We start from the raw sequence: 22,838 nt of genomic DNA, 5'->3' as shown, positions 1-22,838 counted from the left end.
TCAATGTCCATTGAAACAAGAAATCCTGCCAGCCCTGATTCGGTCGTTGCCGTGTACACGGAGACCCGAACCACGGACATCGATGCTCTGGTCATCAAGGCACAGTCAGCTCAACGCCAATGGTCGGCAATTCCACAACCGGAACGAGGCAGGCTGATCGATCAATATCTGAATGCGCTCGAAGCGCGCGGTGAGGATATTGCCAGGATAATCACACTGGAAATGGGCAAGACCCTGACTGAAAGTCGCGGTGAAGTAGCCAAATCCATTGCTGAAGGACGAATGGTGCAACAACGTGCTGCTGCTGCGATCGGAGAGTTGCTGCCATCGCAGGTGCCGGGTGTTACAGCTTATTCAATGCGCAGGCCGCGCGGTGTGGTGGTCGGTATCAATCCGTGGAATTTTCCGTTTGGCACCCCGGTCAGAAAATCGATTCCCGCCTTGGTCTATGGCAATGCGATCCTGCTCAAGCCCGCCTCGCAGACACCGGGTGCCGTACAACTGATGGCAGATATTGCTGCTGATTTACTTCCTGAGGGGCTGGTACAGGCTGTCATCGGCTCCGGCAGTATGGGGGAGAGCCTGTGTGGACACCCCGGAGTCCATGCCGTCACATTCACGGGATCCGTCGCCGTCGGTAAACGGGTGGCTGCCGCCGCCGTATCGCATCTTGCTGAAGTCAGCCTGGAGCTGGGAGGGAAGAACCCGGTCATTCTGAATGATGCCTCACGACTGGATGTTGCTCTCGATCAGATATTCACGGCCGCATTTGCACTCTGTGGGCAACGATGTACGGCGATCAGTCGGGTCATCGTGCATCGCGATTTGCTGAAACAGACCGTTGACGGGCTCGTCAGCAGGGCAACTGACATCATCCCGTCAGATGGAACTGTGGAAGGTGCCCGTATGGGGCCACTGTCCAGCCGGAGCCAGCTCGATGATGTGGATGCATTCGTGTCGCGTGCCAGAGAAGCAGGTGCGACCGTCGCGGCAGGAGGCCAGCGTCTGGAATTGGTGCAAGGTGGGTACTTCTACCCGCCGACTGTTCTATCCGGCGTCACGCCGGATATGGAGATTGCCCGGGAAGAGGTATTCGGTCCGGTTCTGAGTGTATTGAGTTTCGACACACTGGATCAGGCATTGCAGATAGCCAACGATGTGGCCTATGGTCTGACATCCTGTCTGTATTCCGAACAGGCGCCGGTGATAGAGCGGTTCCTGTCGGAAAGTGAAAGCGGCATGCTGCACGTGAATGCGGGTAGTTTTCCGGAGAACCATGTGCCGTTTGTCGGTATCAAGGACAGTGCCCTGGGAGTGGGAGGCTCGAACGGACCATCAACCATCCAGTTTTACACTACCGAACATGCGGTTTACCGGAAAGGTCAGGCATGAGCCTTGGTACCGTAACAGCCAGTTCCGAGGCCCGTACCAGTCTGCAGGTTCATCCGGACGACAATGTGGCCACCTTACTGGACAATGTTGTGGACTGCACTCTATTGGCAGATGGCATGACCATCGCTGCGGGTATCCCCTTTGGTCACAAGGTGGCGTTGCGCCGCATGGAGGTGGGGTCTGCTGTGGTCAAGTACGGGGTCACCATAGGCACAGCGACGCATGTGATTCATCCGGGAGAACATGTACATGTACACAATGTTGTCTGACGTCGGCGAGCTGATGTGCTGGGATCGGGAAGGTATGGCGCCGGGTCTGCGCAACCATGTCATTGCCTTTTCGACAGTAGCACTGACCGATCAGGTAACCCGACTGGCAGCGAGCAAAGTGCCGGGTACGTTGGCACTGACACCGCAGTTCGAGCGCGGAATTCGTGGTGCAGACGCAGGCTTGCAACAACGTGCGATCGAGGCCATCGTCAATCATCCCAACGTAGGTGCTGCCCTGATCGTGACCCATGATCGTGTTGCTGCAGAGGAATTGCTGGAGCGGTTCTCGAGCCTGTCAAAGCCCGTTGCGGTGATTGCCCTGATGGCGGAGAACGGGCTTGATGCGGCATTGCAGTCCATGACGCGACAGCTTGGTCTCTTGCTCGCGCAGACGGCCGGTGCAATGCGCCGTCCCATGCAAGCTGCAGAACTGACCGTGGCTCTGGAATGCGGAGGCTCGGATGCTTCATCGTCAGTCTGTGCCAATCCTGCAATTGGTCGTTTCGTTGATCGGCTTGTCGCCGCAGGCGGCACCGCAATCGTGTCGGAGACCGCTGAATTCCTTGGCGGTGAGGAGGTGGTACGCCATCAATCGACAACTGCGGCCGTTGCCGATGAGATCTTGCATTGCATGGCGCGAGTCGAGGCGCTGATGCTTGAATCCGGCGAAGACTATCGTGGTGTGAATCCGACACAGGAGAATATAGAGGCCGGACTGACGACATTGACCGAGAAGACCATGGGTGCATTGTGCAAGATCGGCAATAGTTCCTTCAGTGGGTGCCTGGCGTTTGGAGAAGCGCCCACAGGTGCCGGACTGTTCTTCATGGACACGCCGTTCTTCAGCCCGACATCGCTCAGTGGAATGGCCCTGGGAGGAGCGCAGATCAGTCTGTTCGCAATCGGGGTTTTCAATCCGTCCGGCATGCCGTTGATGCCAGTGCTGAAGGTATGCGGCAATCCGGCCACGGTTGACATGTGGAAGGATGGGATCGATCTGGATGTCACCGGGTTGATCGATGGCCGATACACGCTTGAACAGGCTGCAGATCAGCTCTCTGAAACGCTCTGCCGTGTCGGCAATGGTGAATTGACTGCAACTGAACGGCGGAATGAAGGTCAGTTGATAGTGCCGAGAACCATCGCCGCTTTGTAGGGCCCGAGTATCGGTCTCGGTTCAGCCTGTGGAGTGTCGTTGGCGAGAGGCGGAATCACGATTGATCGCCTGTTGTCCATGCTTCTGTTCCGCAACAACCCCCACCAGGCAAGGTTCGGTCACAGCAATCGGCTCTCACAACGCTTAGAATCCATGGGTGCAGGGCTGTTCAATCGCATGGGTCGGTGAATACGTTCCGTCGTTGTCGGTCCGATGCACGAATTCAGGTTCAATCGGTTCAGGAGTATATGCAGTTGGACGCAATCAGCGAAGCAGTCAAGGCCTTCCAGCGCGACGGGTACTATGTGGCGCGTTCCCTGTTTTCGAGCGATGAGGTGTCGGCATTGGTCGAACTGATCGACCAGTCACTGTCACCGGCGCTGGCGCCTGTGGAATTCGAGGCCGATGTGCATTACCCGGGCGCACCGCCGTCGAAAACGGCACCGGGCGGTAATACACCAAGACGACTGCTGCATGCCTTCGGGCGCGACAGGCTCTTTCAGCAGGTTGGCAGACACCCGCAGGTGGTAGCCATGCTCAAGGCTCTGATGGGCGCCGAAGGCATCCGCCTGTCCCAGAATCATCACAACTGCGTCATGACCAAGCATCCCGGGTTCAGTAGTGTGACCAGCTGGCATCAGGATATCCGCTACTGGCGGTTTGACCGGCGCGAACTGGTCAGTACCTGGTTGGCTCTGGGTCCCGAGAATGCGCGCAATGGCGGATTGCTGGTCATACCCGGCTCTCACACACTGGACTTCGAACCGGGTCAGTTCGATGCCTCGCTGTTTCTGCGAACCGATCTGGCCGATAACGAGGAGTTGCTGGCGCGGGCGGTGCCGGTGGAGCTTGAAGCCGGCGATCAGCTGTTCTTTCATTCAAGGACACTGCATGCTGCCGGGCAGAATGACTCCGATATCATCAAACGCTCGCTGGTGTTCACCTACCGGGCAGAGGACAACCAGCCGATTCCGGAAACACGCTCTGCGGTCTACGAAGATATTCCCGTGTCGTGAGTGGCATCGGCGAGTCCATCCCGAATCCCATCAACGGCTTGACCTACGCCCCGGAATGGGCGGGTACCAATGTGTATCTGGCTTGCTGCGAGGTCGGGCAGGGGCTTGACGAGTTGTATCCCGAGGAGTGGAATCTGGTCAGTGCCTCGGCGCCCCTGCGCCGCCGGACCTTTGCCAGCGGTCGCTACTGTGCCAGAGCTGCGCTGGCCGAGGCCGGCCTGCCAGCGGTGCCATTGCTGCGAGCCACCGACGGTGCCGTTGTCTGGCCCGAAGGCGTGATCGGCAGCGTCAGTCACACCAACGAGTGGGCTGTGGCAGCCGTGGCAATCCGCGACATGAGCGACGCGCTGAGTCTGGGGGTCGACCTGGAGCGCATTCAGGAGCTCGGTGCCGGCGTTCTGAAGCTGGTCGCCACTGCCGGGGAACGGGCGGAGCTTGCTCAGGCAGGCAGTGAGGATTGGCAAGCCACGGCATTGTTCAGTCTGAAGGAGAGTCTCTACAAGTGTCTGCGACCCGTGTGTGGACGTTTCATCGAATTCGCCGAGGTGGAAATCAGCGATATCGTGTCCGGCAGACCCCGGGTCAGCCTGCAGAGCGACGATCTGGCGAACCTCTTCGAGCCGTCTGCACTGAATCTGCGGATGGCCGTGACACCCGGGCATGTCTTCACGCTGGCCTGGCTGCGAACCGGCTGATTGGAGGCCGGGCGCCGGTAATCACTCCTGTGCAACGGGGCGGGTGGCAAGCCGCGGTCGCTGCTGTATATTAGGGAGTCCGGTCGTGTCCGGACAATCTTTCCCCCTATTCTCTGGCAATCCACCGAAGACATCTCATGCAGGACCAATACGACTTTCGCCGCACGGAATCCGAAGTGCAGGCCGTCTGGACCTCCAACGACGCGTTCAAAGTCACCGAGGACCCGAAAAGGCCCAAATACTATTGTCTGTGCATGTTTCCCTATCCCAGTGGCAGCCTGCACATGGGGCATGTCAGAAACTACACCATTGGCGATGTCGTTTCGCGCTACAAGCGCATGCAGGGATTCAACGTGCTGCAACCCATGGGCTGGGATGCCTTCGGTCTGCCGGCGGAGAATGCGGCAATCAAGAACAACACGGCGCCGGCCAAATGGACCTACTCGAATATCGAGGAAATGCGTGAACAGCTGCAGAAGCTGGGTATTGCCTATGACTGGTCTCGAGAGCTGGCAACCTGCACACCGGAGTACTATCGGTGGGAGCAGTGGTTCTTCACCCAGTTGGTGAAGAAGGGTCTGGCCTACAAGAAAATGGCCGTGGTCAACTGGGACCCGGTGGAAGGCACCGTGCTGGCCAATGAACAGGTGGATGCCGATGGGCGTGGCTGGCGATCAGGGGCCAAGGTGGAGCGTCGGGAGATTCCTCAGTGGTTCCTGAAGATCACGCAGTACGCCGAAGAGCTGCTGGAGGAGACCGACAAGCTGGAAGGCTGGCCGGAGGCAGTGCGGGCGCAACAGAAGAACTGGATCGGCCGCTCCGAAGGGGTGGAGTTCGAGTTTTCGCTGGCAGGCAGAGGCGACAAGCCACTGGATATCACCGGAGACGGCATGGCCGACGCCATCCGTGTCTACACCACGCGGCCTGATACGGTTGCCGGCGTGACTTACATGGCGGTTGCCGCCGAGCACCCGGTGGCGCGTGCCATGGCCAGGCGTAATTCGGAAGTGGCAGATTTCATAGCTGAATGTACCAGTACCGGAACGTCCGAAGCCGCCATGGAAACCATGGAGAAGCGTGGTGTGCCGCTGGGACTCGAAGCAATCAACCCGGTATCCGGCGAGCGTGTACCGGTCTATGTCGCCAACTTCGTCCTGATGACCTACGGTACCGGGGCGGTCATGTCGGTTCCCGGACACGATCAGCGCGACTGGGATTTTGCCAGCAAGTATGGTCTGCCGATCAAGCAGGTGGTGCAGTCGGTAGACAATCCCGTTGACGTCAGCGAAGCGGCCTTCACAGACAAGGAAAACACCATCACCATCAATTCCGGCGATTTCGATGGCCTGGATCATGAGGCGGCGTTTGCAGCCACGGCCGATCATCTGGTGCAGGTGGCCAGGGGGGAGCGCAAGGTCAATTACCGGCTGCGTGACTGGGGCGTTTCGCGCCAGCGCTACTGGGGTTGCCCGATTCCGATCATCTATGACGAGGAAGGCAATGTGCATGTCGTGCCCGAAGAGGACCTGCCGGTCCGCTTGCCGGAGGATGTCGCCTTTTCCGGTGTGAAATCACCCATAAAGGAAGATCCGGATTTCATCAACACCACAGTACCCGGCACCGACAAACCCGGACGCCGGGAAACCGATACCTTCGACACCTTTTTCGAATCCAGCTGGTACTACGCGCGCTTCTGTTCACCCGGTGCCGACAGCATGCTGGACGAACGTGCCAATTACTGGCTGCCGGTGGACCAGTACATCGGCGGCGTCGAGCATGCGGTGCTGCATCTGCTGTATGCGCGCTTTTTCCACAAGCTGATGCGCGATGCAGGCCTGGTTGTCTCCGATGAGCCCTTCACCCGACTGCTGACCCAGGGCATGGTTGTGGCCGAATCCTTCTACCGGACGGCAGACAGCGGCAAGGCGGAATACTACAACCGCAAGGAGCTGGACATCGAGTATGACGACAAGGGGCGTATTGCCAGTGCCGTACTGAAGGCCGACGGCCAGCCGGTCACGGTCGGGCGTATCGAGAAGATGTCCAAGTCGAAGAACAATGGGGTCGATCCGCTGGAAATGATCGATCGCTATGGCGCGGACACCATGCGCCTGTTCTCCATGAGCGATACACCGCCACACCAGTCGCTGGAGTGGAAAGAGGGTGGTGTGGAAGGCATGCATCGTTTTCTGAAGCGTGTCTGGCGGGAAATCGGTGCGCTGGATGACTCGTTCTCCGCGGCCGAGCTGAATGCCGATGCGCTGAATGCGGATCAGAAGGCCCTGCGTCGCAAGACCCACGAAACCATCGCCAAGGTTACCGACGATATCGAACGGCGAATGACCTTCAACACGGCCATCGCCTCCATGATGGAACTGTTCAATGACGTGACACGTTTCGATGATCACAGTGAAGCGGGCAAGGCAGTTGTCTTCGAAGCCTGTAGTGCGCTGATACGCCTGCTCAGTCCTTTCGTACCGCACATCACCCACGAACTGTGGCAGCACCTGGGATACAGTACAGCCCTGGTCAACGAGGCCTGGCCGGAATGCGATGAAGCCGCGCTGACCCGGGACGAGCTCGAGCTGGTGGTGCAGGTCAATGGCAAGCGTCGTTCCTCGATCACGGTGTCAGCCGATGCCAGCAAGGAGGACTGTGAAGCTGCCGCCAGGGCCGATGCCGGGGTGCAGCGACATATCGATGGCCTGACCGTTCGCAAGGTGATCGTGGTACCGGGGCGTCTGGTCAATATCGTCGCCAACTGAGCCTGACTGGAGTCAATGCGGTGATGTGTCCGGTTCGCGATAGAATTCAGATCCCGTCTGTCAGATTCTGGCCGATACGGTGCTCGCCTGAACCGGAAGCAGTCTCGTGACAGCACTGGTCAGGCGAGCCTTCGAAGGCACGATCGGCAACGCCTATCTGCTGCTGATCATCGCTCCGCTGCTGTGGGGTGGCAACGCGGTCGCCGGACGTCTGGCCACCGCAGACTGGCAGCCCTTCACCGTGACCAGTCTGCGCTGGCTGTGTGCATCCCTGTATCTGCTGCCGTTCGCCTATGGTCCCTTGAAACGTGACTGGCCCAGAATTCGTCCGCGGTTGTGGCTACTGATCTCGCTGGGTGCTTTCGGCATGGCGATGTTCAATCTGTTGATGTATCTGGCACTGAACTACACCACGGCAATCAATGTGAGCATCGAGCAGGCGGCCTTGCCGATGCTCATCATGCTGGCCAACTTCGTTTTCCTGTCACAGCGCGTCAGGTGGCTGCAGATCGTCGGCCTGCTGCTGACTCTGTTCGGCGTGCTGCTGACAGCAACCGCGGGTGAACCCGGGCGTTTTCTCACCGAAGGGCTCAATCGCGGTGATGCCATCATGCTGGTGGCCTGCATCTTCTACGCGGGATATTCCTTCGGCTTGCGCTGGCGGCCGGATATCCACTGGATGAGCTTCATGTGGATCATTGCCAGCAGCGCATTCGTCATGACCATTCCGTTTGCCGGCTGGGAGCTGGCTGGCAGTGGCTTCAGCATGCCGGGCTGGCGCGGCTGGCTGGTGTTGCTGTATGTCATCATCTTTCCGACCGTGGTCAGTCAGCTGGCCTTCGCGCGTGGGGTCGAGCTCATCGGCAGCAATCGTGCCGGGCTGTTCGTGAATCTGGTGCCGATCTTCGGTTCGCTACTGGCCGTGCTGATTCTGGGCGAGCAATTTCGCTGGTTTCATCTGGCGGGGCTGCTGCTGGTTCTGGCCGGAATTGCGCTTGCCGAAAAAGCGGCAGTCAAGCCGAAGCCCGAGGTCATTGACGCCGGACCCTGAATCCTTGCGGAAACCATCCGTCGTGACCGGAGCAATCGGCGCCATGCAGAAGCGAAAAACGCTGGCAGCCGCGTGGCTGCCAGAGTCTGCTGACGCTGTGCTCAGCTGCGCCAGTTGCGTTCGAACGGCAGGCGCCAGGCGCGAGGTCCGATGAGCTGGTGGATGGCATTCGGTCCCCAGGAACCCGGAGAGTAACGGGCTACCGGAGGCGGATTGTCGAGCAACGGTGACGACACTTCCCACAGGCGTTCGATACCTCGCGAGGTGGTGAACAGCGTGTGGTCTCCACGCATGGCATCCAGGATGAGCCGTTCATAGGCTTCGAGCACTTCACCGACCTGTTTGGTCTCGTCCATGGCAAATTGCAGGCTGTGCTTGTCCAGTTTCATGCCGGGCCCCGGGCGTTTTCCGTAGAAGCTCAATGAGGTGCGTGAGGAGTCCGACAGGTCGAATGTCAGGTGGTCAGGCCCATGCAGGCCGACACCGGAATCGCGCGGAAACATGCTCTTGGGGGGTTCCTGAAAGGCGATGGAGATGATGCGCTGGCCCTCTGCCAGGCGCTTGCCGGTGCGCAGATAGAACGGTACGCCTGCCCATCGCCAGTTGTCTATCGAGCATTTCAGGGCAATGAAGGTCTCCGTTTCCGAGTCCGGGTTGACGCCTTCCATTTCCCGATAGCCGTTGAACTGACCGCGCACGGCATGCCGCGGCAGAATGGGCATCATGCTGCGGAAAACCTTGTTCTTCTCCTCACTGATGGACGCCGGCTCCAGGGCGACCGGAGGTTCCATTGCCACGAAAGCCAGGATCTGGAAGAGGTGAGTGACGACCATGTCGCGAAAGGCACCGGTGGTTTCGTAGAAACCCGCGCGGTTCTCCAGCCCCAGTGTTTCCGGCACGTCGATCTGTATATGGTCGATGAAATTGCGATTCCAGATGGGCTCGAACAGACCATTGGCGAAACGAAAGGCCAGAATGTTCTGGGCGGGTTCCTTGCCCAGAAAGTGATCGATGCGAAAGACCTGCTGTTCATCGAAGACCTTGTGCACTTCACTGTTGAGTCGTACCGCCGACTCCAGGTCGACCCCGAACGGTTTTTCCATGACGATGCGAGCCCGTTCGATCAGCTTTGCCTCGCCCAGAGTGTTGATGACCGACAGCGCGGCCTTGGGTGGTACGGACAGGTAATGCAACCTGCGGCATTCCGTGCCGATGCTGGCTTCGGCTGCCAGAACAGCCTGTCCCAGTGCAGCGGCTCCCGCCGACAGCGGGACGTAGGACAGACGGTCACGGTAGGCCTGCCAGTCCGCATCACTGATGGCGCGACTGGAGAATTCATCCAGTGATGCCCGGCACACCGTCTGGAACTCTTCATCACTGAGTTCCTCGAGTGACACGCCAATGATCTTGCAGTCGGGAATGAAGCCGGCGCTGGACAGGTGAAACATGCCGGGTATCAGCTTGCGCTTCGCCAGATCGCCCGTGGCGCCGAAGAGCACGACGACCTGTGGGTATTCGGGGCCTACGCCCGGAGTCACTTTAGCCATGTTGTCTGGGTTCTCGGTGGCAGAGTTTCAGTGTGTAGTGTAAGCGGTGGACAGAGCCGCAGGCTGCCCTGTCGGGATGAAGGTAACTCAGTCGTGTCCAGCCAGCGTGAAACGAAAGCGTTTTCGTCCTTCATCATAGGATCTGACACGCAGTTGCACGGCATCGCCCAACACCCACTCGGGGCATTGCCGATTCGACGGGGTCGCAGCGATGTCTCCCATCTCGTAATCGGTACCGAACTGTTGTTCGATATCCTCGCGGTACACCTTTACATCCATGGCCAGATCCTCGAGGCTGACGTAGAGTCGGTCTCCACGCAGACCCATGATCGTGCCGGCGTGTTCCGGCGGTTCGGCCAGTGTCAGTTCATTCGAGAAGACGCTGAACAATGTGGCGAATTCGATTGTCTTTTCCAGTTTGCGCTGGACCTGGCGGGAATGGTTGGCCGACTCGATCACGGCATCTCGAAGATCGGTATCGACATCCTTGTCGTAACTGTGCCCGCCCAGGGCTTCCAGCAATTCCTTGTGAGTGAAGATACCGACAACTTCCCGCATCGGCGATGAAAAGCGGGCATAGCTGGCGGCCTTGAGGGCATGATGCTCGCCGGCGTCGGGCGTGAAACTGGATGCGCGTTGCGCCTGCATGATCTGACGTTGAATGGATAGCACCTGGCCACGATAACGCGCTGCCTGCGGTAGTTTGTCGACATAATCCGCCAGTGACTGTCCCTTTTGCCAGCGCCAGAGTGCCGGCTCGGGCTGCCGTTCGGCAAACTGCGCCAGTGTGTCGCGCAGTTCCCCCAGACTCTTGCGCAAGGGGGCTTCGTGAACCCGGAATACGGCCTGCACCGCATCGCTGACACCGGACAGCGCCAGCATCATCTCGGCTCCCTGCATGTTGCACATGAGGCTCAGCTGCTCGTTGTAGCGTTCGGTGGCGTAGCGCTTGCGTCTGGACGCTGTGAATCGGGGAGGTTGTCCTTCAACACTGATCCGGGTCTCGGTGCGATCGAAGCGAACCACGCCGCGCCGGCCAGCGGCCTGGATCAGCAGATTGCCCAGTTCGCGCAACAGCAGCAGCGATTCATCATAGGGGCGCTGTGGCTGTGGGTCACTGTCCAGCCAGGCTTGCACACCGGCATAGTCGAGTTTTGCCTGACTGTGAATTCGTGCCCGCTCGACGCAGGTTCGGCTGACGACAGCCTGATCGTCGACGATCATGTCGAACACGAGTGCGCGGCGATCGACCTGTGGATTCAATGACACCAGTCCTTCCGACAGTTCGGTGGGCAGCATGGGGACTGAGAGTATCGGTGTGTAATAGGTTGCACCTCGAGCGAGTGCGGAAGCGAACAGGGCGGATCCAGGCGGCACATAGTAGGCCGCATCCGCCAGCGCATAGCGCACCCGGTAGGTCCTGTCGTCGTGGCGTTCGATCAGCAGTGCCTGATCGAGATCGCGAGAATCGGGATTGTCGATGGTGACGAAGGGCAGATGAGTGAGATCTACCAGCGATGGATCGGTCAGCCCCGGGTTGTTCAGCCAGTGCCGCGTCTCGACCATGCTGGCCTGGCTGTGGACCGTTTCCATCTTCAGGGATTGCAGCGCGTCAGCAACGATATTGACCGGGCTGGAAGGGGTCTGTGAGGCGTCCTGTTTCATGGCGTGTCTCAGTCAGCGGTGCAGTTCGATGATCGGATCCGGGCAATGCTCCCGGCGTTTGCAATCATGGCAGTATTCTCCCAGATAGAGTTCGTCTATCCAGTCCATGAGCTGCTCCAGCTGTTCCTGATCATCGAAAACGAATCCGGCTTCGAAATTGCGTTTGTCGGCGTGCTTCGAACCCATTCCTGCGCCCGTCAGATTGGCAGATCCGACAAAGGCCCGTACCCCATCGATGACGATGGCCTTGGTATGCACACGAGGACAGAGGATACGCTCGAACAGGTCACTGTCGATCAAGGCCTCACAGCGATCGAAGTCCTCGCGAAAGCGCGGTCCAGGCTCCTTGGCGTGGATCAGACGCACGGCAACACCGGACTCCACCAGATCGTTGAGGATTTCCAGCAGGGGTTTGAAACGATTCTGGTGTTCGACATGCAGATCCTTGATGTCGGCCGTGACAATCCACAGGAACCTTCTGGCCCTGGGAAGGTCCGTTTGCAGGAATTCGGTATAGATGTCTCTGTTGAGCAGAAGCCGGTGCATGATGAGAGTGTAGCGCTGTCGTGAAAAACTGCTGACGAGGAGTACACTACCGTGGTTGTTCCATCCACTCAGGGGAAATAGTTCATGCGTGCTGTCATTCTTGCTTTGGTCACACTATTCACGGCGCAGTCTGCCTTGGCTCAGCAGGGTCTCGAAACCGTCGAGAGTCCATACGATGTGGCCACTACCATCGACCGGCTGACTGCGGCTCTGGAGAGCAAGGGCATGACCATCTTCGAGCGAGTGAATCATGCAGCCAATGCCGAAAAAGTCGAACTGTCCCTGCGCCCGACCGAGGTGCTGATCTTCGGTAATCCGAAGCTGGGTACACCGCTGATGAATTGCGCACCGACGCTGGCCATCGATTTGCCACAGAAGATGCTGGCCTGGCAGGATGAGGCGGGGCAGACCCATCTTGGCTGGAATGACCCTGCCTGGTTGCAGGCACGCCATGGTATCGAAGGCTGCGACGAGATCCTGCAGACGGTCAGCAATGCGCTGGCCAACTTTGCCAAGGCGGCTACCAGCGAGTGATGTCGGGCATGCCTCGATCGATGCGAAACAGGGTCGCGGTCATGGCTCTGCTGATGCTGCCATGGCTGCTGGCCAGCTGTGGCTTTCATCCGCGAGGCAGTGTCACCCGATTGACGGATCTGGGCAGCATCTATGTCGATGCGTCGCGCAACATGAGCATTTCCGAAGCCGTTGAAGAGGCCTTGACGGATGCCGCTTTCGAGCTGGCCAGCAATCGGGACGATGCCAATATTCTGTTGCGCCTGACCGACGAAGAGCAGTCCGAGCGGGTGGTGTCGGTCAAGAGTACCGGTCGGGTCAGCGAGCTCGAGCTCAGCCACGCGGTCAATATGCTGATCGCCGAGTCGATCGACGGTCGTGCCCCGGCCTATCAGCCCGGACAGACCTTCAACCGGGTGGAAGTGACGCGCGAGTACACGTATGACGAAACCAATGTACTCGGCAAGGAAAACGAAGCACGCATTCTCCGTTCTGAAATGGAAGAGGAGCTTGTGCGGCAGATCGTTCTCCGAATTACTGCCAGTCTGGCCCCTTCAGTAGCCGCTCTGCCGGCAGACGACGCATGAAGGAGCGTCGCCTCTGTCGATTGCCTCGATATCGTCAACTATCTGGTTGACGGATTCGTCCTCCAGGCTCTGGGCAGCAACATGCGGCGTGATGAGAATGTCGGGGTGGTCCCAGAAAGGGTGATTCTCGGGCAGTGGTTCCGTGCTGAACACATCGAGCAAGGCTCCGCTGAGCTGCCCGGTCTCCAGGGCTGACAGCAGGTCGTTTTCGACCAGATGATTGCCGCGTCCAGGATTGATCAGGAAAGCACCCTGGGGCAGGCCTTCGAACAGCTGCTGGTTCAGAATGCCGCGAGTCGCATCCGTCAGTGGCAGCAGGCAGACCAGTACCTGACAGCCTGCGAGAAACTCGGACAGGGCATCCTGACCGTGAAACATGCGGATTCTATCATCGGGTGACTGGCGGGCAGATCGGCTCCAGCAGTGGACCGGGTAGCCATTGAGTGACAGCCTGCTGGCCACGTGCAGACCGAGCGCACCGGCACCCAGTATCCCGACCTGGGTAACCGCGGTGGCGCTGGCCTTGACCTCACGCTGCCAGTGCCGACGGCGTTGCGACTTGCGCAGCTGACCCATCTGGCGCTGTGAATGGAGAGTGCCGTACAACGCGTATTCAGCCATCTGCTGAGCCATTCCGGCATCCTGCAGGCGAATGATGGTGACGTCCTCGGGCAGACCCGGATGCTGTAACAGGTGATCGACACCGGCAGAAAAGGCGTGGATCTGCTTCAGACCAACCAGTTGGTCGAAGAAGTCTTCGGGAGGCATCCAGACGATGGCTGCCGTGATCAGCTCCGGTTCGGCCAGTGGGCGCTCGCTGTTCCAGTCGATGAACCGATGCTGCGGCAGCCGTTGCCGAAACGACTGCAATACCTGGCCATCATCACCCTGGCAGTAGAAGAGGATATTCATGAGAATCCCTACAACGGAACGGGTTCCACCACGGCGAATCGACGATCCGTATACAGCAGTGGCTCGCCACTGGTGGTTCGAACATCCACGACCTTGCCGAAGAAGACTCGGTGGGTGCCCTTGACGAGGCTGGAATCCAGCTCGCAGTCCAGCGCAACCAGCGCATTGCTCAGCACGGGAGCACCCGTGGAGAGTGAGGTCCAGTGGCCGGTGTCGAACCGTGATTGCTCGGGTATCTCGCTCAGGCCAGCGAACACCATTGCCAGCTCCATGCAATGGCTGGGCAGGATGTTGACGGCAAATCGCCCGCTCTTGTCCGCCAGTGTGCAGAACTCGTTGTCCAGATTCACGCAGACCAGCAGCAGGGCAGGGTCTGCACACACGGAACACATGGAGCTGACCGTCAGGCCAGCCTCCATGTCTTCGTGCGATGTGGTTACCACCGAGACGCCATTCGCTGCCTGCGAGAGCGCCGAGGTGAAAGCCGAGGCTGTTATGCTCGGCCTGTCCGCATCATCTGCCACTCGGATAATCGCGCATGGCGGCACCGGTGTAGATCTGACGAGGTCGACCGATACGGAACTCCGGATCTTCGTGCATTTCCATCCAGTGCGAAATCCAGCCAACGGTTCGTGACATGGCAAACATCACCGTGAACATGTTCATCGGAATGCCCAGTGCACGCAGAATGATGCCCGAGTAGAAATCGACATTCGGGTACAGCTTGCGCTCGATGAAGTAATCATCTTCCAGCGTGGCGCGTTCCAGTTCCATGGCCAGTTCGAACAGGGGCTGATCGCCGCCCAGATCCTTCAGCAGTTCGTGACACATCTTCTGGATGAGTTTGGCGCGAGGGTCGAAGTTCTTGTAGACGCGATGGCCGAAACCCATGAGTCGGAAAGGGTCATCCTTGTCTTTTGCCCGGGCAATGGTCTGTTCGATGGACTCGCCCGAGTACAGGATGCGGTCAAGCATGTTGATGACCGCCTCATTGGCGCCGCCGTGAGCAGGGCCCCACAGGCAGGCTACGCCTGAAGCGATGGAGGCGAACGGATTGGCGCCGGAGCTGCCGGACAGGCGAACCGTGGATGTACTGGCGTTCTGTTCATGATCGGCATGCAGGATCATGATCAGTTCGATGGCCTTGACGGCGACCGGGTTCAGCTGGAAATCCTCTGCCGGTACAGCGAACATCATGCGGGTGAAGTTTTCCACGTAACCCAGGTTGTTGTCGGGGTACATGAACGGCATGCCGCGATGATGCTTGTAACAGTAGGATGCGATGGTCGGCATCTTGGCAATCAGTCGCTGCGCGGATATCTCGCGATGCTCGGGATTGTTGATGTCCAGGGAGTCATGATAGAACGAGGACATGGCACCGACGGTACCGACCAGCATGGCCATCGGGTGCGCATCGTAACGGAAGCCATCGATGAAATCGCGGATGTTCTCGTGCACCATGGTGTGCTGGGAGATGATGTGATTGAAGGATTCGCCCTGTTCCTTGTTGGGCAATTCGCCGTACATCAGCAGGTAACACACTTCCAGATAGGTGCTGTGTTCGGCCAGTTGGTCGATCGGATAACCGCGATACAGCAGAATGCCTTCGTCGCCATCGATGAAGGTGATGGCACTCTTGCAACTGGCTGTCGTGGCAAAGCCCGGATCGTAGGTGAACAGCCCCGTGTCCTTGTAGAGACTGCGCACGTCGGCCACATCGGGCCCGTGGGTCGGGCTGATTCGAGGCAGTACAGACTCACGTCCGTCATCGGTCGTGATGGTTATGGTGCGTTCAGTCATTTGCTTTTTCTCCAACGATATTACGTTGATTATACGTCCAAAGTGTCGTGCGCAAGATTATAGAAACTATTGTCAGCTCATTCGCCGCCCTTATCACCGGTGTGCGCGAAAGGGACTGACTATACTCAAGCCAGAGAGTATTCGCAGCCATTTTCTGGCACTTCAGTGCATATTCGGCCGGTCGAATGGCTGTCTCGCACCGTGTTGTCAGTCGCCCTCGACGCTCGGTGCCCGGCGGTGGAGCCTGGCCGTGCAACGGCGTGCATCAGAGGCGACACAACTGTTCGTGGATACAGTAACGCAGCCCTGCGAAAGCATCCATTGTTCCGGAAGGTATCGGCAAAGTCGGCCTTGAACATGAGTCCGGGTGCGTAAGCCTCCGGCTGTGTGCTAGCGATGGAGCACGATCAGGTAGAAGGCGACCAGGGTGCCGCCGATACGCACCAAAGATGATGGCAACGAACACACCGCAGGCGACCAGCAGGCTGCCCGGCTATGCCGGTCGCTGCCATTGTTCGTCCAGTATCCACCATGCGAGAAACACGGTCATGGGAGCATCGCAGGAGAACAGGATTCCGGTTCTGCGAGGGCACAGTCTGTTGAGGGTAAAGAACAGGGCCGTGTCGCCGATGAATATGCCGATGATGCCAGACAGGATCAGCAGCACCCAGTCTGCCGGTACCAAGGTTCCGCTGCCGCTGTGCATCAGTGCAGCGAGCAAGACACAGAAGACCATGACCATGCGCAGGCACGTGAAGGCGAGAGCGCCCGGTTGACGCCTCGCCGTGGCGGCGAGCAGGTTTGCCACCCCCGGCATGATGCTGCACCCAGGACCGCAAGCCGAGCAGGTACTTCAGCCAGCATATGCACAATCAACCATGAAAATTTGTGACAAATTGCCAAACCGGATCAAGACCTGTTCCATAGAGTGTAACCTTGTCGTAATGTGGTACTTTAGTTTCACTATCTAGAGTCGGCATGGACGCTGTACCTGAGTGTGGGATCTCGAGTTCTCGCATTTCCATTCAACCTGTTTAATTCGGAGCAATTAATGCATCCAGTAAAGACGATAGCGCTTTCAGTCGCTCTGGCAGCATCGGCCGGTTTGGCGCACGCTGATGAAACACTTGACGCTGTCAAGAGCAAGGGGTTCGTGCAATGTGGTGTGTCCCAAGGGCTCCCGGGATTCTCGAATCCTGATGACCAAGGTAACTGGACAGGTCTTGACGTCGACTTCTGTCGCGCCATGGCTGCTGCGATCTTCAATGATGCCGATGCCGTCAAATACACCCCATTGTCTGCCAAGGTCCGTTTTACTGCACTGACTTCCGGCGAAATTGACGTGCTGGCACGTAACACCACCTGGACCATGAGCCGCGACAGCGACTTCGGTGAGTTCATCGGTGTCAACTACTACGATGGTCAGGGTTTCATGGTGCCGACCAATCTGGGCGTCAGCAGCGCAACAGAGCTGGACGGAGCAGCTGTCTGCACCAACACGGGCACCACAACCGAGCTCAACGTGGCTGACTACTTCCGTGCAAACGGACTCAACTACACCGTTGTGGCGTTCGAGAAGGCAGACGAAGTGGTTGCCGCCTATGACGCCGGTCGTTGTGACGTCTATACAACCGACCGCTCAGGTCTGGCCGCGCAGCGTACCAAGCTGTCCAAGCCGGATGAGCATGTCGTTCTGCCTGAAATCATCTCCAAGGAGCCTCTGGGACCTCTCGTACGTCACGGTGACAGCCAGTGGGCCGATGTGGGTCGCTGGACTCTGAACTGCATGATCAATGCAGAAGAAGCCGGTATCAACATGGACAACGTGGCAGACATGGCAACGTCCACCGATCCGAACATCAAGCGAATTCTGGGCACCGATGGTGACCTGGGTGCCAAGATCGGTCTGGACAATGCCTTCTGTGCCAATGTCGTGGCAGCAGTGGGCAACTATGGTGAAAGCTACGACCGCAATGTCGGTCCGGATACCCCTCTGAAGCTTGAGCGTGGTGTCAACGCGCTTTGGTCACAAGGTGGATTGCTCTACGCCGCACCGCAGCGATAAGCGATAGTTCGCAAACGGTAGTTGAACGTGAGGGGCCGCAGCTCGGTCCGGAGAATTCCGGGCAGAACGCGGCCCCTTCTGCAATTCATGGGGTCAATGTATGGCGAAAAATTCCGATAACAGTGCTCTGGCGGCGCCGGCACCGTCCTTCTGGCGAGATCCCGAGAAAAGGGCAATCGTCTATCAGGCGCTGGTTCTGGCATTCATTGCCTGGCTGCTCTATTCGATAATCAACAACACCGCGACCAATATGGAGTCAAGGGGCCTGGCTTCCGGCTTCGGTTTCCTGACGTCGTCCGCCGGTTTTGGCATCATCTCCACCCCATTCGTGCCCTACAGCGAAGATTCCAGCTACTTCACCGTCTTCCTGGTGGGGCTGGTCAATACCATCATCATTGCCTTTGTCGGCTGTGTACTGGCGCTGCTGCTGGGCTTCATCGTGGGCATTGCGCGGTTGTCGAGCAACTGGCTGGTACAGAAAATAGCAACGTTCTATATCGAACTTTTCCGCAATGTGCCCTTGCTGCTGCAGATCCTGTTCTGGTACAGCGCCGTACTGAAGCCACTGCCAGGGCCCAGAGAGCTTCACGAGGCTGGTGAATCGGTCTTCTTCTCGATCAACAATCGCGGGCTGATCTTTGCCGAGCCGGTGGGGCAGGATGGTTTTCAGTACGTCTGGTATGCCTTCTTCGCGGCCATCGTGATCAGTTGGCTGATCAGCAAGTGGGCAACGGCCAGGCAGATGCAGACCGGAGAGCAGTTTCCGAGTTTCATGGTCAGTCTGGGGCTCATCGTCGGTGCGCCGTTGATCACGTATTTCGTCATGGGGCGGCCATTGGACTTCGTGCCGGCCGAAATGTCGCGCTTTGCGCTACGAGGGGGTGTCACCGTGATACCGGAGTTCGTGGCCTTGTTGCTGGCGCTGGTCATCTATACGGCTGCGTTCATCGCTGAAATCGTGCGCGCCGGCATCCAGTCGGTGAGTCATGGGCAGACCGAGGCGGCCTCGGCACTGGGCATCAAGCCGACACATCGCATGCGTCTGGTCGTGGTACCACAGGCCTTGCGGGTCATCGTGCCGCCCTTGACCAGTCAGTTTCTCAACCTCACCAAGAACTCCAGTCTGGCGACGGCCATAGCCTACCCGGATCTGTTTTCGGTATTTGCCGGTACGACGCTGAACCAGACGGGGCAGGCGGTGGAGATCATGGCCATGACTCTTGCTGTCTATCTGACATTGAGTCTGCTGACCTCGGCGTTCATGAACTGGTACAACTCACGCATCAAGCTGGTGGAGCGGTAAGTCATGGCTATCAATGACAATATGAGTCCGCGGGGCGTGGTGCATGCTGGCGACCTGCCAGATCAGCCGGCGCCGATGGCAACGGAAGGTGCTGTCGCCTGGATGAGAGACAATCTGTTCAACGGTCCATTCAATTCGATCCTGTCTCTGATCGCACTTGCACTGGTGCTGTACATCGTGCCCGGAACACTGTCCTGGCTGGTGTTCGATGCCAACTGGACAGGCGGGGCAGAAGCCTGTCAGGCCAATCCGGACGGTGCCTGTTGGCCATTCGTCAGCTCTCGCTGGGAGCAGTTTCTGTACGGCTTCTATGAACATTCCGAACGCTGGCGAATCAACATCCTGCTGATCATTCTCGCTGTCGGTATTGCCTGGCTGGCCATCGAACGGTTGCCGGGGCGTGGTCTGGCAGCAATACTCATGCTGTTCGTCTACCCGGTTTTTGCCTTTTTCATGCTGTACGGCAGCGAGACCCTGGGGCTGCCCATTGTCGAAACGTCCCAGTGGGGTGGATTCACGCTGACGCTGGTCATAGCGCTGAGCGGCATCGTGGCCTCCTTGCCACTGGGTGTACTGCTGGCTCTGGGGCGGCGTTCGAAAATGCCCATCATCAGTCTGCTGAGTACCGTATTCATCGAATTCTGGCGCGGAATTCCGCTGGTGGCCGTGCTGTTCATGGCGACCATCATGTTCCCCCTGTTCCTGCCAGCCGGGGTGACCTTCGACCAACTGCTACGTGCGGTTATCGGGGTGGCTCTGTTTTCATCGGCCTACATGGCGGAGGTGGTGCGGGGCGGTCTGCAGGCCATTCCGAAGGGACAATATGAAGGGGCCATGGCTCTGGGGCTACCGTTTGGCAAGATGATGCGATTGATCATCCTGCCGCAGGCCCTGAAGATCGTCATACCCGGCATCGTCAATACCTTCATCGGCCTGTTCAAGGATACGACGCTGGTATTGATCATTGCCTTGTTCGACCTGCTCGGCGTTGTCCAGGCATCCATTGCGGATCCCAACTGGTCGATCCGATCCGTTCCCTACACCGGTTATGCGTTCGTCGCCATCGTTTTCTGGATCTGCTGCTACAGCATGGCCCGTTACAGCCGGTATATCGAAGATAAACTGCACACAGGACACAAGCGATGACGCAAGGTGATCAGAACAGCCCTGAAACGGTAGCGGGAAATCCGTCGGCCATGCAGGTGGGTGACGAGGCGGTGATCAGCATCACCGACATGAACAAGTGGTACGGTCAGTTTCATGTACTCAAGGACATCAATCTGACGGTCAGGCGAGGCGAGAGGATCGTCATCTGCGGGCCGTCAGGCTCCGGCAAGTCCACGCTGATCAGGTGTATCAATCGCCTGGAAGAGCATCAGCAGGGGTCGATCAATGTCGATGGCATCGAATTGAACAATGATCTCAAGAATATCGATGCCATCAGGCGCGAAGTGGGTATGGTGTTCCAGCATTTCAATCTGTTTCCTCACCTCACGGTATTGCAGAACTGCACCCTGGCGCCTATCTGGGTCAAGAAGATGCCACGCAAGGAGGCGGAGCAGATTGCCATGAAGTATCTCGAGCGTGTCCGCATTCCCGAGCAGGCCAACAAGTTTCCGGGGCAGCTCTCCGGTGGTCAGCAGCAGCGTGTCGCGATAGCCCGGTCCTTGTGCATGAACCCGAAGATCATGCTGTTCGACGAGCCGACATCGGCACTGGATCCGGAAATGATCAAGGAAGTGCTCGATGTCATGATCGAACTGGCGCATGAGGGCATGACCATGATCTGTGTCACGCATGAAATGGGCTTTGCCAAGACGGTCGCCAACCGTGTCATTTTCATGGATGGCGGGCAGATCATCGAGGAAAACGAACCGGAGCCTTTTTTCAACAATCCACAGTCGGAACGTACGCAATTATTTCTCAGCCAGATACTTGCTCACTGAAAAAAGCATGTACAATACGGCACTCGGTTTTCGAGACTGTGCTGCCTGAGGGCAGTCGGAGTCCCGGAAGCCGGGTGAAGTAAAAATATCCGTATAGTTGTTGACATCTACGTATTCAGGTTTCATAATTATCGGCTTGCCCGATGGAGGGATTCCCGAGCGGTCAAAGGGGGCAGACTGTAAATCTGCTGGCTCAGCCTTCGGAGGTTCGAATCCTCCTCCCTCCACCATTCGCGGCAAGTGGTAATGAGTTCATTGAAATCAGCAAGTATGTAGCACAGTCAGTAATAGCAGGTCAGTCAGTTCAAGCGTGCGGGTGTAGTTCAATGGTAGAACCTCAGCCTTCCAAGCTGATGACGAGGGTTCGAATCCCTTCACCCGCTCCATTTCCGATTCGGTATCTGGTGCGGATTTCCAGGACGATTCGGATCAGCTGTTGTTCCTGTGCGGTTTGCGGCAACTTCTGCTATTGCAAGTGATGAATCAGCGCTCATATAGCTCAGTCGGTAGAGCACTTCCTTGGTAAGGAAGAGGTCACCGGTTCAATTCCGGTTATGAGCTCCATTTGTCCTGGCTGTCTGGTAGCGGTGCTTGCGCGCAGTTGCTGGCTTCCAGTCAGAATATTACGGTAACCGCGGCGTCGCGCGGCAGAATTTTCCAAGTCGACGACAGAACACAACAATCCGGTAGAGGCAGCGCCTGATGTCCAAGGAAAAATTCGAACGTAACAAGCCGCATGTCAACGTAGGCACCATTGGCCACGTCGACCACGGCAAGACCACATTGACCGCAGCGCTGACTATCTGCCAGGCAGAGAAGTTCGGTGGGGCGGCTCGTGCATACGACCAGATCGACAACGCGCCGGAAGAGAAGGCCCGTGGTATCACGATCGCGACAGCCCACGTCGAGTACGAGTCCGACTCACGTCACTACGCGCACGTTGATTGCCCCGGCCACGCTGATTATGTCAAGAACATGATCACCGGTGCGGCGCAGATGGACGGTGCCATTCTGGTCTGTTCAGCTGCTGATGGCCCGATGCCTCAGACTCGCGAGCACATCCTGCTGGCACGCCAGGTGGGTGTCCCTTACATCGTTGTCTACTTGAACAAGGCTGACATGGTTGATGATGCCGAGCTGCTGGAACTGGTTGAAATGGAAGTGCGTGAGCTGCTGGACAGCTACGATTTCCCTGGCGACGACACGCCGATCATCACCGGTTCTGCCCTGAAGGCCATCGAAGGCGATACGTCCGACATCGGTCGTCCGTCCATCGACAAGCTGATCGAAGCGCTGGATACCTACATTCCAATGCCAGAGCGTCCGGTTGATCAGCCGTTTCTGATGCCAGTGGAAGACGTGTTCTCGATCTCTGGTCGTGGAACGGTAGCCACCGGTCGAGTCGAGCGCGGCATCATCAAGGTGGGTGAGGAAATCGAGATCGTCGGTATCCGTGACACCACCAAGACCACCGTTACCGGTGTCGAGATGTTCCGCAAGCTGCTGGATCAGGGTGAAGCAGGCGATAACGTCGGTATTCTGCTGCGTGGTACCAAGCGCGACGATATCGAGCGCGGTCAGGTACTGTGCAAGCCCGGTTCGATCACACC

General features: G+C 58.1%; 21 protein-coding genes and 3 tRNA genes. 17 read left to right on the top strand and 7 right to left on the bottom strand.

The window, feature by feature from the left end; all coding sequences use genetic code 11:
• Positions 1-3 precede the first annotated feature (3 nt).
• The 7 genes from ACUNV4_RS14270 to ACUNV4_RS14240 all read left to right on the top strand — a co-directional run bounded on the left by ACUNV4_RS14270 (position 4) and on the right by ACUNV4_RS14240 (position 8,344).
• Positions 4-1,392 (top strand): aldehyde dehydrogenase family protein, encoded by a 1,389-nt coding sequence (locus ACUNV4_RS14270; protein WP_430879246.1) that lies wholly within the window; start codon positions 4-6, stop codon positions 1,390-1,392.
• Positions 1,389-1,661 carry a UxaA family hydrolase gene (locus ACUNV4_RS14265; RefSeq protein ID WP_430879245.1) on the top strand — a complete coding sequence of 91 codons (273 nt, stop codon included), beginning with the start codon at positions 1,389-1,391 and terminating at the stop codon, positions 1,659-1,661. Before ACUNV4_RS14270 ends, ACUNV4_RS14265 begins: the two co-directional genes overlap by 4 nt.
• Positions 1,642-2,817, top strand: coding sequence for a UxaA family hydrolase (locus ACUNV4_RS14260; protein ID WP_430879244.1), 1,176 nt, complete (start codon positions 1,642-1,644; stop codon positions 2,815-2,817). Before ACUNV4_RS14265 ends, ACUNV4_RS14260 begins: the two co-directional genes overlap by 20 nt.
• Positions 2,818-3,071: 254 nt before the next feature.
• Positions 3,072-3,833: a phytanoyl-CoA dioxygenase family protein gene (locus ACUNV4_RS14255; protein ID WP_430879243.1), complete on the top strand. Its 762-nt coding sequence runs from the start codon at positions 3,072-3,074 to the stop codon at positions 3,831-3,833.
• A complete protein-coding gene (locus tag ACUNV4_RS14250; RefSeq protein ID WP_430879242.1) occupies positions 3,830-4,528 on the top strand; it encodes a 4'-phosphopantetheinyl transferase family protein in 699 nt (232 codons plus the stop codon). The genes ACUNV4_RS14255 and ACUNV4_RS14250 overlap by 4 nt, the downstream gene beginning before the upstream one ends.
• A 137-nt stretch (positions 4,529-4,665) precedes the next feature.
• Entirely contained in the window at positions 4,666-7,293 is a 2,628-nt protein-coding gene (leuS, locus tag ACUNV4_RS14245) for a leucine--tRNA ligase (protein WP_430879241.1), read from the top strand.
• Positions 7,294-7,399: 106 nt separating this feature from the next.
• Positions 7,400-8,344, top strand: coding sequence for a DMT family transporter (locus ACUNV4_RS14240; protein WP_430879240.1), 945 nt, complete (start codon positions 7,400-7,402; stop codon positions 8,342-8,344).
• A gap of 101 nt (positions 8,345-8,445) precedes the next feature.
• Here ACUNV4_RS14240 and zwf read toward each other — a convergent pair whose 3' ends face one another.
• From zwf to ACUNV4_RS14225, 3 genes are all read right to left on the bottom strand, one after another.
• Complete coding sequence (zwf, locus tag ACUNV4_RS14235; RefSeq protein ID WP_430879239.1) at positions 8,446-9,891, bottom strand: glucose-6-phosphate dehydrogenase; 1,446 nt, start codon at positions 9,889-9,891, stop codon at positions 8,446-8,448.
• Between the two features lie 87 nt (positions 9,892-9,978).
• On the bottom strand, positions 9,979-11,556 hold the full coding sequence (locus tag ACUNV4_RS14230; protein ID WP_430879238.1) for an RNB domain-containing ribonuclease: 1,578 nt from the start codon (positions 11,554-11,556) through the stop codon (positions 9,979-9,981).
• 12 nt (positions 11,557-11,568) lie between these two features.
• Positions 11,569-12,102, bottom strand: coding sequence for a phospholipase D-like domain-containing protein (locus ACUNV4_RS14225; RefSeq protein WP_430879237.1), 534 nt, complete (start codon positions 12,100-12,102; stop codon positions 11,569-11,571).
• Between the two features lie 84 nt (positions 12,103-12,186).
• Between ACUNV4_RS14225 and ACUNV4_RS14220 the strand changes: the two genes are divergently transcribed.
• Both ACUNV4_RS14220 and ACUNV4_RS14215 read left to right on the top strand, forming a co-directional pair.
• Positions 12,187-12,636 carry a DUF302 domain-containing protein gene (locus ACUNV4_RS14220; RefSeq protein ID WP_430879236.1) on the top strand — a complete coding sequence of 150 codons (450 nt, stop codon included), beginning with the start codon at positions 12,187-12,189 and terminating at the stop codon, positions 12,634-12,636.
• Positions 12,637-12,656: 20 nt separating this feature from the next.
• Positions 12,657-13,202 carry an LPS-assembly lipoprotein LptE gene (locus tag ACUNV4_RS14215; protein ID WP_430879235.1) on the top strand — a complete coding sequence of 182 codons (546 nt, stop codon included), beginning with the start codon at positions 12,657-12,659 and terminating at the stop codon, positions 13,200-13,202.
• Here ACUNV4_RS14215 and ACUNV4_RS14210 read toward each other — a convergent pair.
• The 4 genes from ACUNV4_RS14210 to ACUNV4_RS14195 form a co-directional block, all read right to left on the bottom strand.
• Complete coding sequence (locus ACUNV4_RS14210; protein WP_430879234.1) at positions 13,170-14,114, bottom strand: 2-hydroxyacid dehydrogenase; 945 nt, start codon at positions 14,112-14,114, stop codon at positions 13,170-13,172. The two genes, ACUNV4_RS14215 and ACUNV4_RS14210, sit on opposite strands and share 33 nt — an antisense overlap.
• Before the next feature lie 8 nt (positions 14,115-14,122).
• Complete coding sequence (locus ACUNV4_RS14205) at positions 14,123-14,638, bottom strand: flavin reductase family protein (protein ID WP_430879233.1); 516 nt, start codon at positions 14,636-14,638, stop codon at positions 14,123-14,125.
• The gene (locus tag ACUNV4_RS14200) at positions 14,628-15,914 is read right to left on the bottom strand and encodes a citrate synthase (protein ID WP_430879232.1); all 1,287 of its coding nucleotides are present in this window, start codon (positions 15,912-15,914) and stop codon (positions 14,628-14,630) included. The genes ACUNV4_RS14205 and ACUNV4_RS14200 overlap by 11 nt, the downstream gene beginning before the upstream one ends.
• Positions 15,915-16,407: 493 nt before the next feature.
• Entirely contained in the window at positions 16,408-16,731 is a 324-nt protein-coding gene (locus ACUNV4_RS14195) for an EamA family transporter (protein WP_430879231.1), read from the bottom strand.
• Positions 16,732-16,965: 234 nt separating this feature from the next.
• Between ACUNV4_RS14195 and ACUNV4_RS14190 the strand changes: the two genes are divergently transcribed.
• The 8 genes from ACUNV4_RS14190 to tuf all read left to right on the top strand — a co-directional run.
• Complete coding sequence (locus ACUNV4_RS14190; protein ID WP_430879230.1) at positions 16,966-17,979, top strand: amino acid ABC transporter substrate-binding protein; 1,014 nt, start codon at positions 16,966-16,968, stop codon at positions 17,977-17,979.
• 100 nt (positions 17,980-18,079) lie between these two features.
• On the top strand, positions 18,080-19,282 hold the full coding sequence (locus tag ACUNV4_RS14185; protein WP_430879229.1) for an amino acid ABC transporter permease: 1,203 nt from the start codon (positions 18,080-18,082) through the stop codon (positions 19,280-19,282).
• A 3-nt stretch (positions 19,283-19,285) separates the two neighbouring features.
• Complete coding sequence (locus ACUNV4_RS14180; protein ID WP_430879228.1) at positions 19,286-20,428, top strand: amino acid ABC transporter permease; 1,143 nt, start codon at positions 19,286-19,288, stop codon at positions 20,426-20,428.
• Positions 20,425-21,228 carry an amino acid ABC transporter ATP-binding protein gene (locus ACUNV4_RS14175; protein WP_430879227.1) on the top strand — a complete coding sequence of 268 codons (804 nt, stop codon included), beginning with the start codon at positions 20,425-20,427 and terminating at the stop codon, positions 21,226-21,228. Before ACUNV4_RS14180 ends, ACUNV4_RS14175 begins: the two co-directional genes overlap by 4 nt.
• 145 nt (positions 21,229-21,373) lie before the next feature.
• Positions 21,374-21,458 (top strand) — tRNA-Tyr (locus tag ACUNV4_RS14170).
• Positions 21,459-21,540: 82 nt separating this feature from the next.
• A tRNA-Gly gene (locus ACUNV4_RS14165) sits at positions 21,541-21,614 on the top strand.
• 102 nt (positions 21,615-21,716) lie between these two features.
• Positions 21,717-21,792: transfer RNA gene (locus ACUNV4_RS14160), tRNA-Thr, on the top strand.
• Between the two features lie 138 nt (positions 21,793-21,930).
• Positions 21,931-22,838: elongation factor Tu (gene tuf / locus ACUNV4_RS14155; RefSeq protein WP_430879226.1), on the top strand; the 908-nt coding region annotated here is incomplete at its 3' end.

The sequence above is a fragment of the Granulosicoccus sp. 3-233 genome, assembly GCF_052681095.1.
The sequence above is the reverse complement of the archived record's forward strand: the minus strand, read 5'-3'. Positions and strand labels throughout refer to the sequence as shown.

Coding starts and splice junctions, on each gene's coding strand:
- ACUNV4_RS14265 (WP_430879245.1), top strand. CDS start 1,389: ATGAGCCTTGGTACCGTAACAGCCAGTTCCGAGGCCCGTACCAGTCTG.
- ACUNV4_RS14220 (WP_430879236.1), top strand. CDS start 12,187: ATGCGTGCTGTCATTCTTGCTTTGGTCACACTATTCACGGCGCAGTCT.
- ACUNV4_RS14230 (WP_430879238.1), bottom strand. CDS start 11,556: ATGAAACAGGACGCCTCACAGACCCCTTCCAGCCCGGTCAATATCGTT.
- ACUNV4_RS14180 (WP_430879228.1), top strand. CDS start 19,286: ATGGCTATCAATGACAATATGAGTCCGCGGGGCGTGGTGCATGCTGGC.
- zwf (WP_430879239.1), bottom strand. CDS start 9,891: ATGGCTAAAGTGACTCCGGGCGTAGGCCCCGAATACCCACAGGTCGTC.
- ACUNV4_RS14270 (WP_430879246.1), top strand. CDS start 4: ATGTCCATTGAAACAAGAAATCCTGCCAGCCCTGATTCGGTCGTTGCC.
- ACUNV4_RS14190 (WP_430879230.1), top strand. CDS start 16,966: ATGCATCCAGTAAAGACGATAGCGCTTTCAGTCGCTCTGGCAGCATCG.
- ACUNV4_RS14260 (WP_430879244.1), top strand. CDS start 1,642: ATGTACACAATGTTGTCTGACGTCGGCGAGCTGATGTGCTGGGATCGG.
- ACUNV4_RS14210 (WP_430879234.1), bottom strand. CDS start 14,114: ATGAATATCCTCTTCTACTGCCAGGGTGATGATGGCCAGGTATTGCAG.
- ACUNV4_RS14195 (WP_430879231.1), bottom strand. CDS start 16,731: ATGCCGGGGGTGGCAAACCTGCTCGCCGCCACGGCGAGGCGTCAACCG.
- ACUNV4_RS14185 (WP_430879229.1), top strand. CDS start 18,080: ATGGCGAAAAATTCCGATAACAGTGCTCTGGCGGCGCCGGCACCGTCC.
- ACUNV4_RS14225 (WP_430879237.1), bottom strand. CDS start 12,102: ATGCACCGGCTTCTGCTCAACAGAGACATCTATACCGAATTCCTGCAA.
- ACUNV4_RS14215 (WP_430879235.1), top strand. CDS start 12,657: ATGCGAAACAGGGTCGCGGTCATGGCTCTGCTGATGCTGCCATGGCTG.
- ACUNV4_RS14175 (WP_430879227.1), top strand. CDS start 20,425: ATGACGCAAGGTGATCAGAACAGCCCTGAAACGGTAGCGGGAAATCCG.
- ACUNV4_RS14200 (WP_430879232.1), bottom strand. CDS start 15,914: ATGACTGAACGCACCATAACCATCACGACCGATGACGGACGTGAGTCT.
- leuS (WP_430879241.1), top strand. CDS start 4,666: ATGCAGGACCAATACGACTTTCGCCGCACGGAATCCGAAGTGCAGGCC.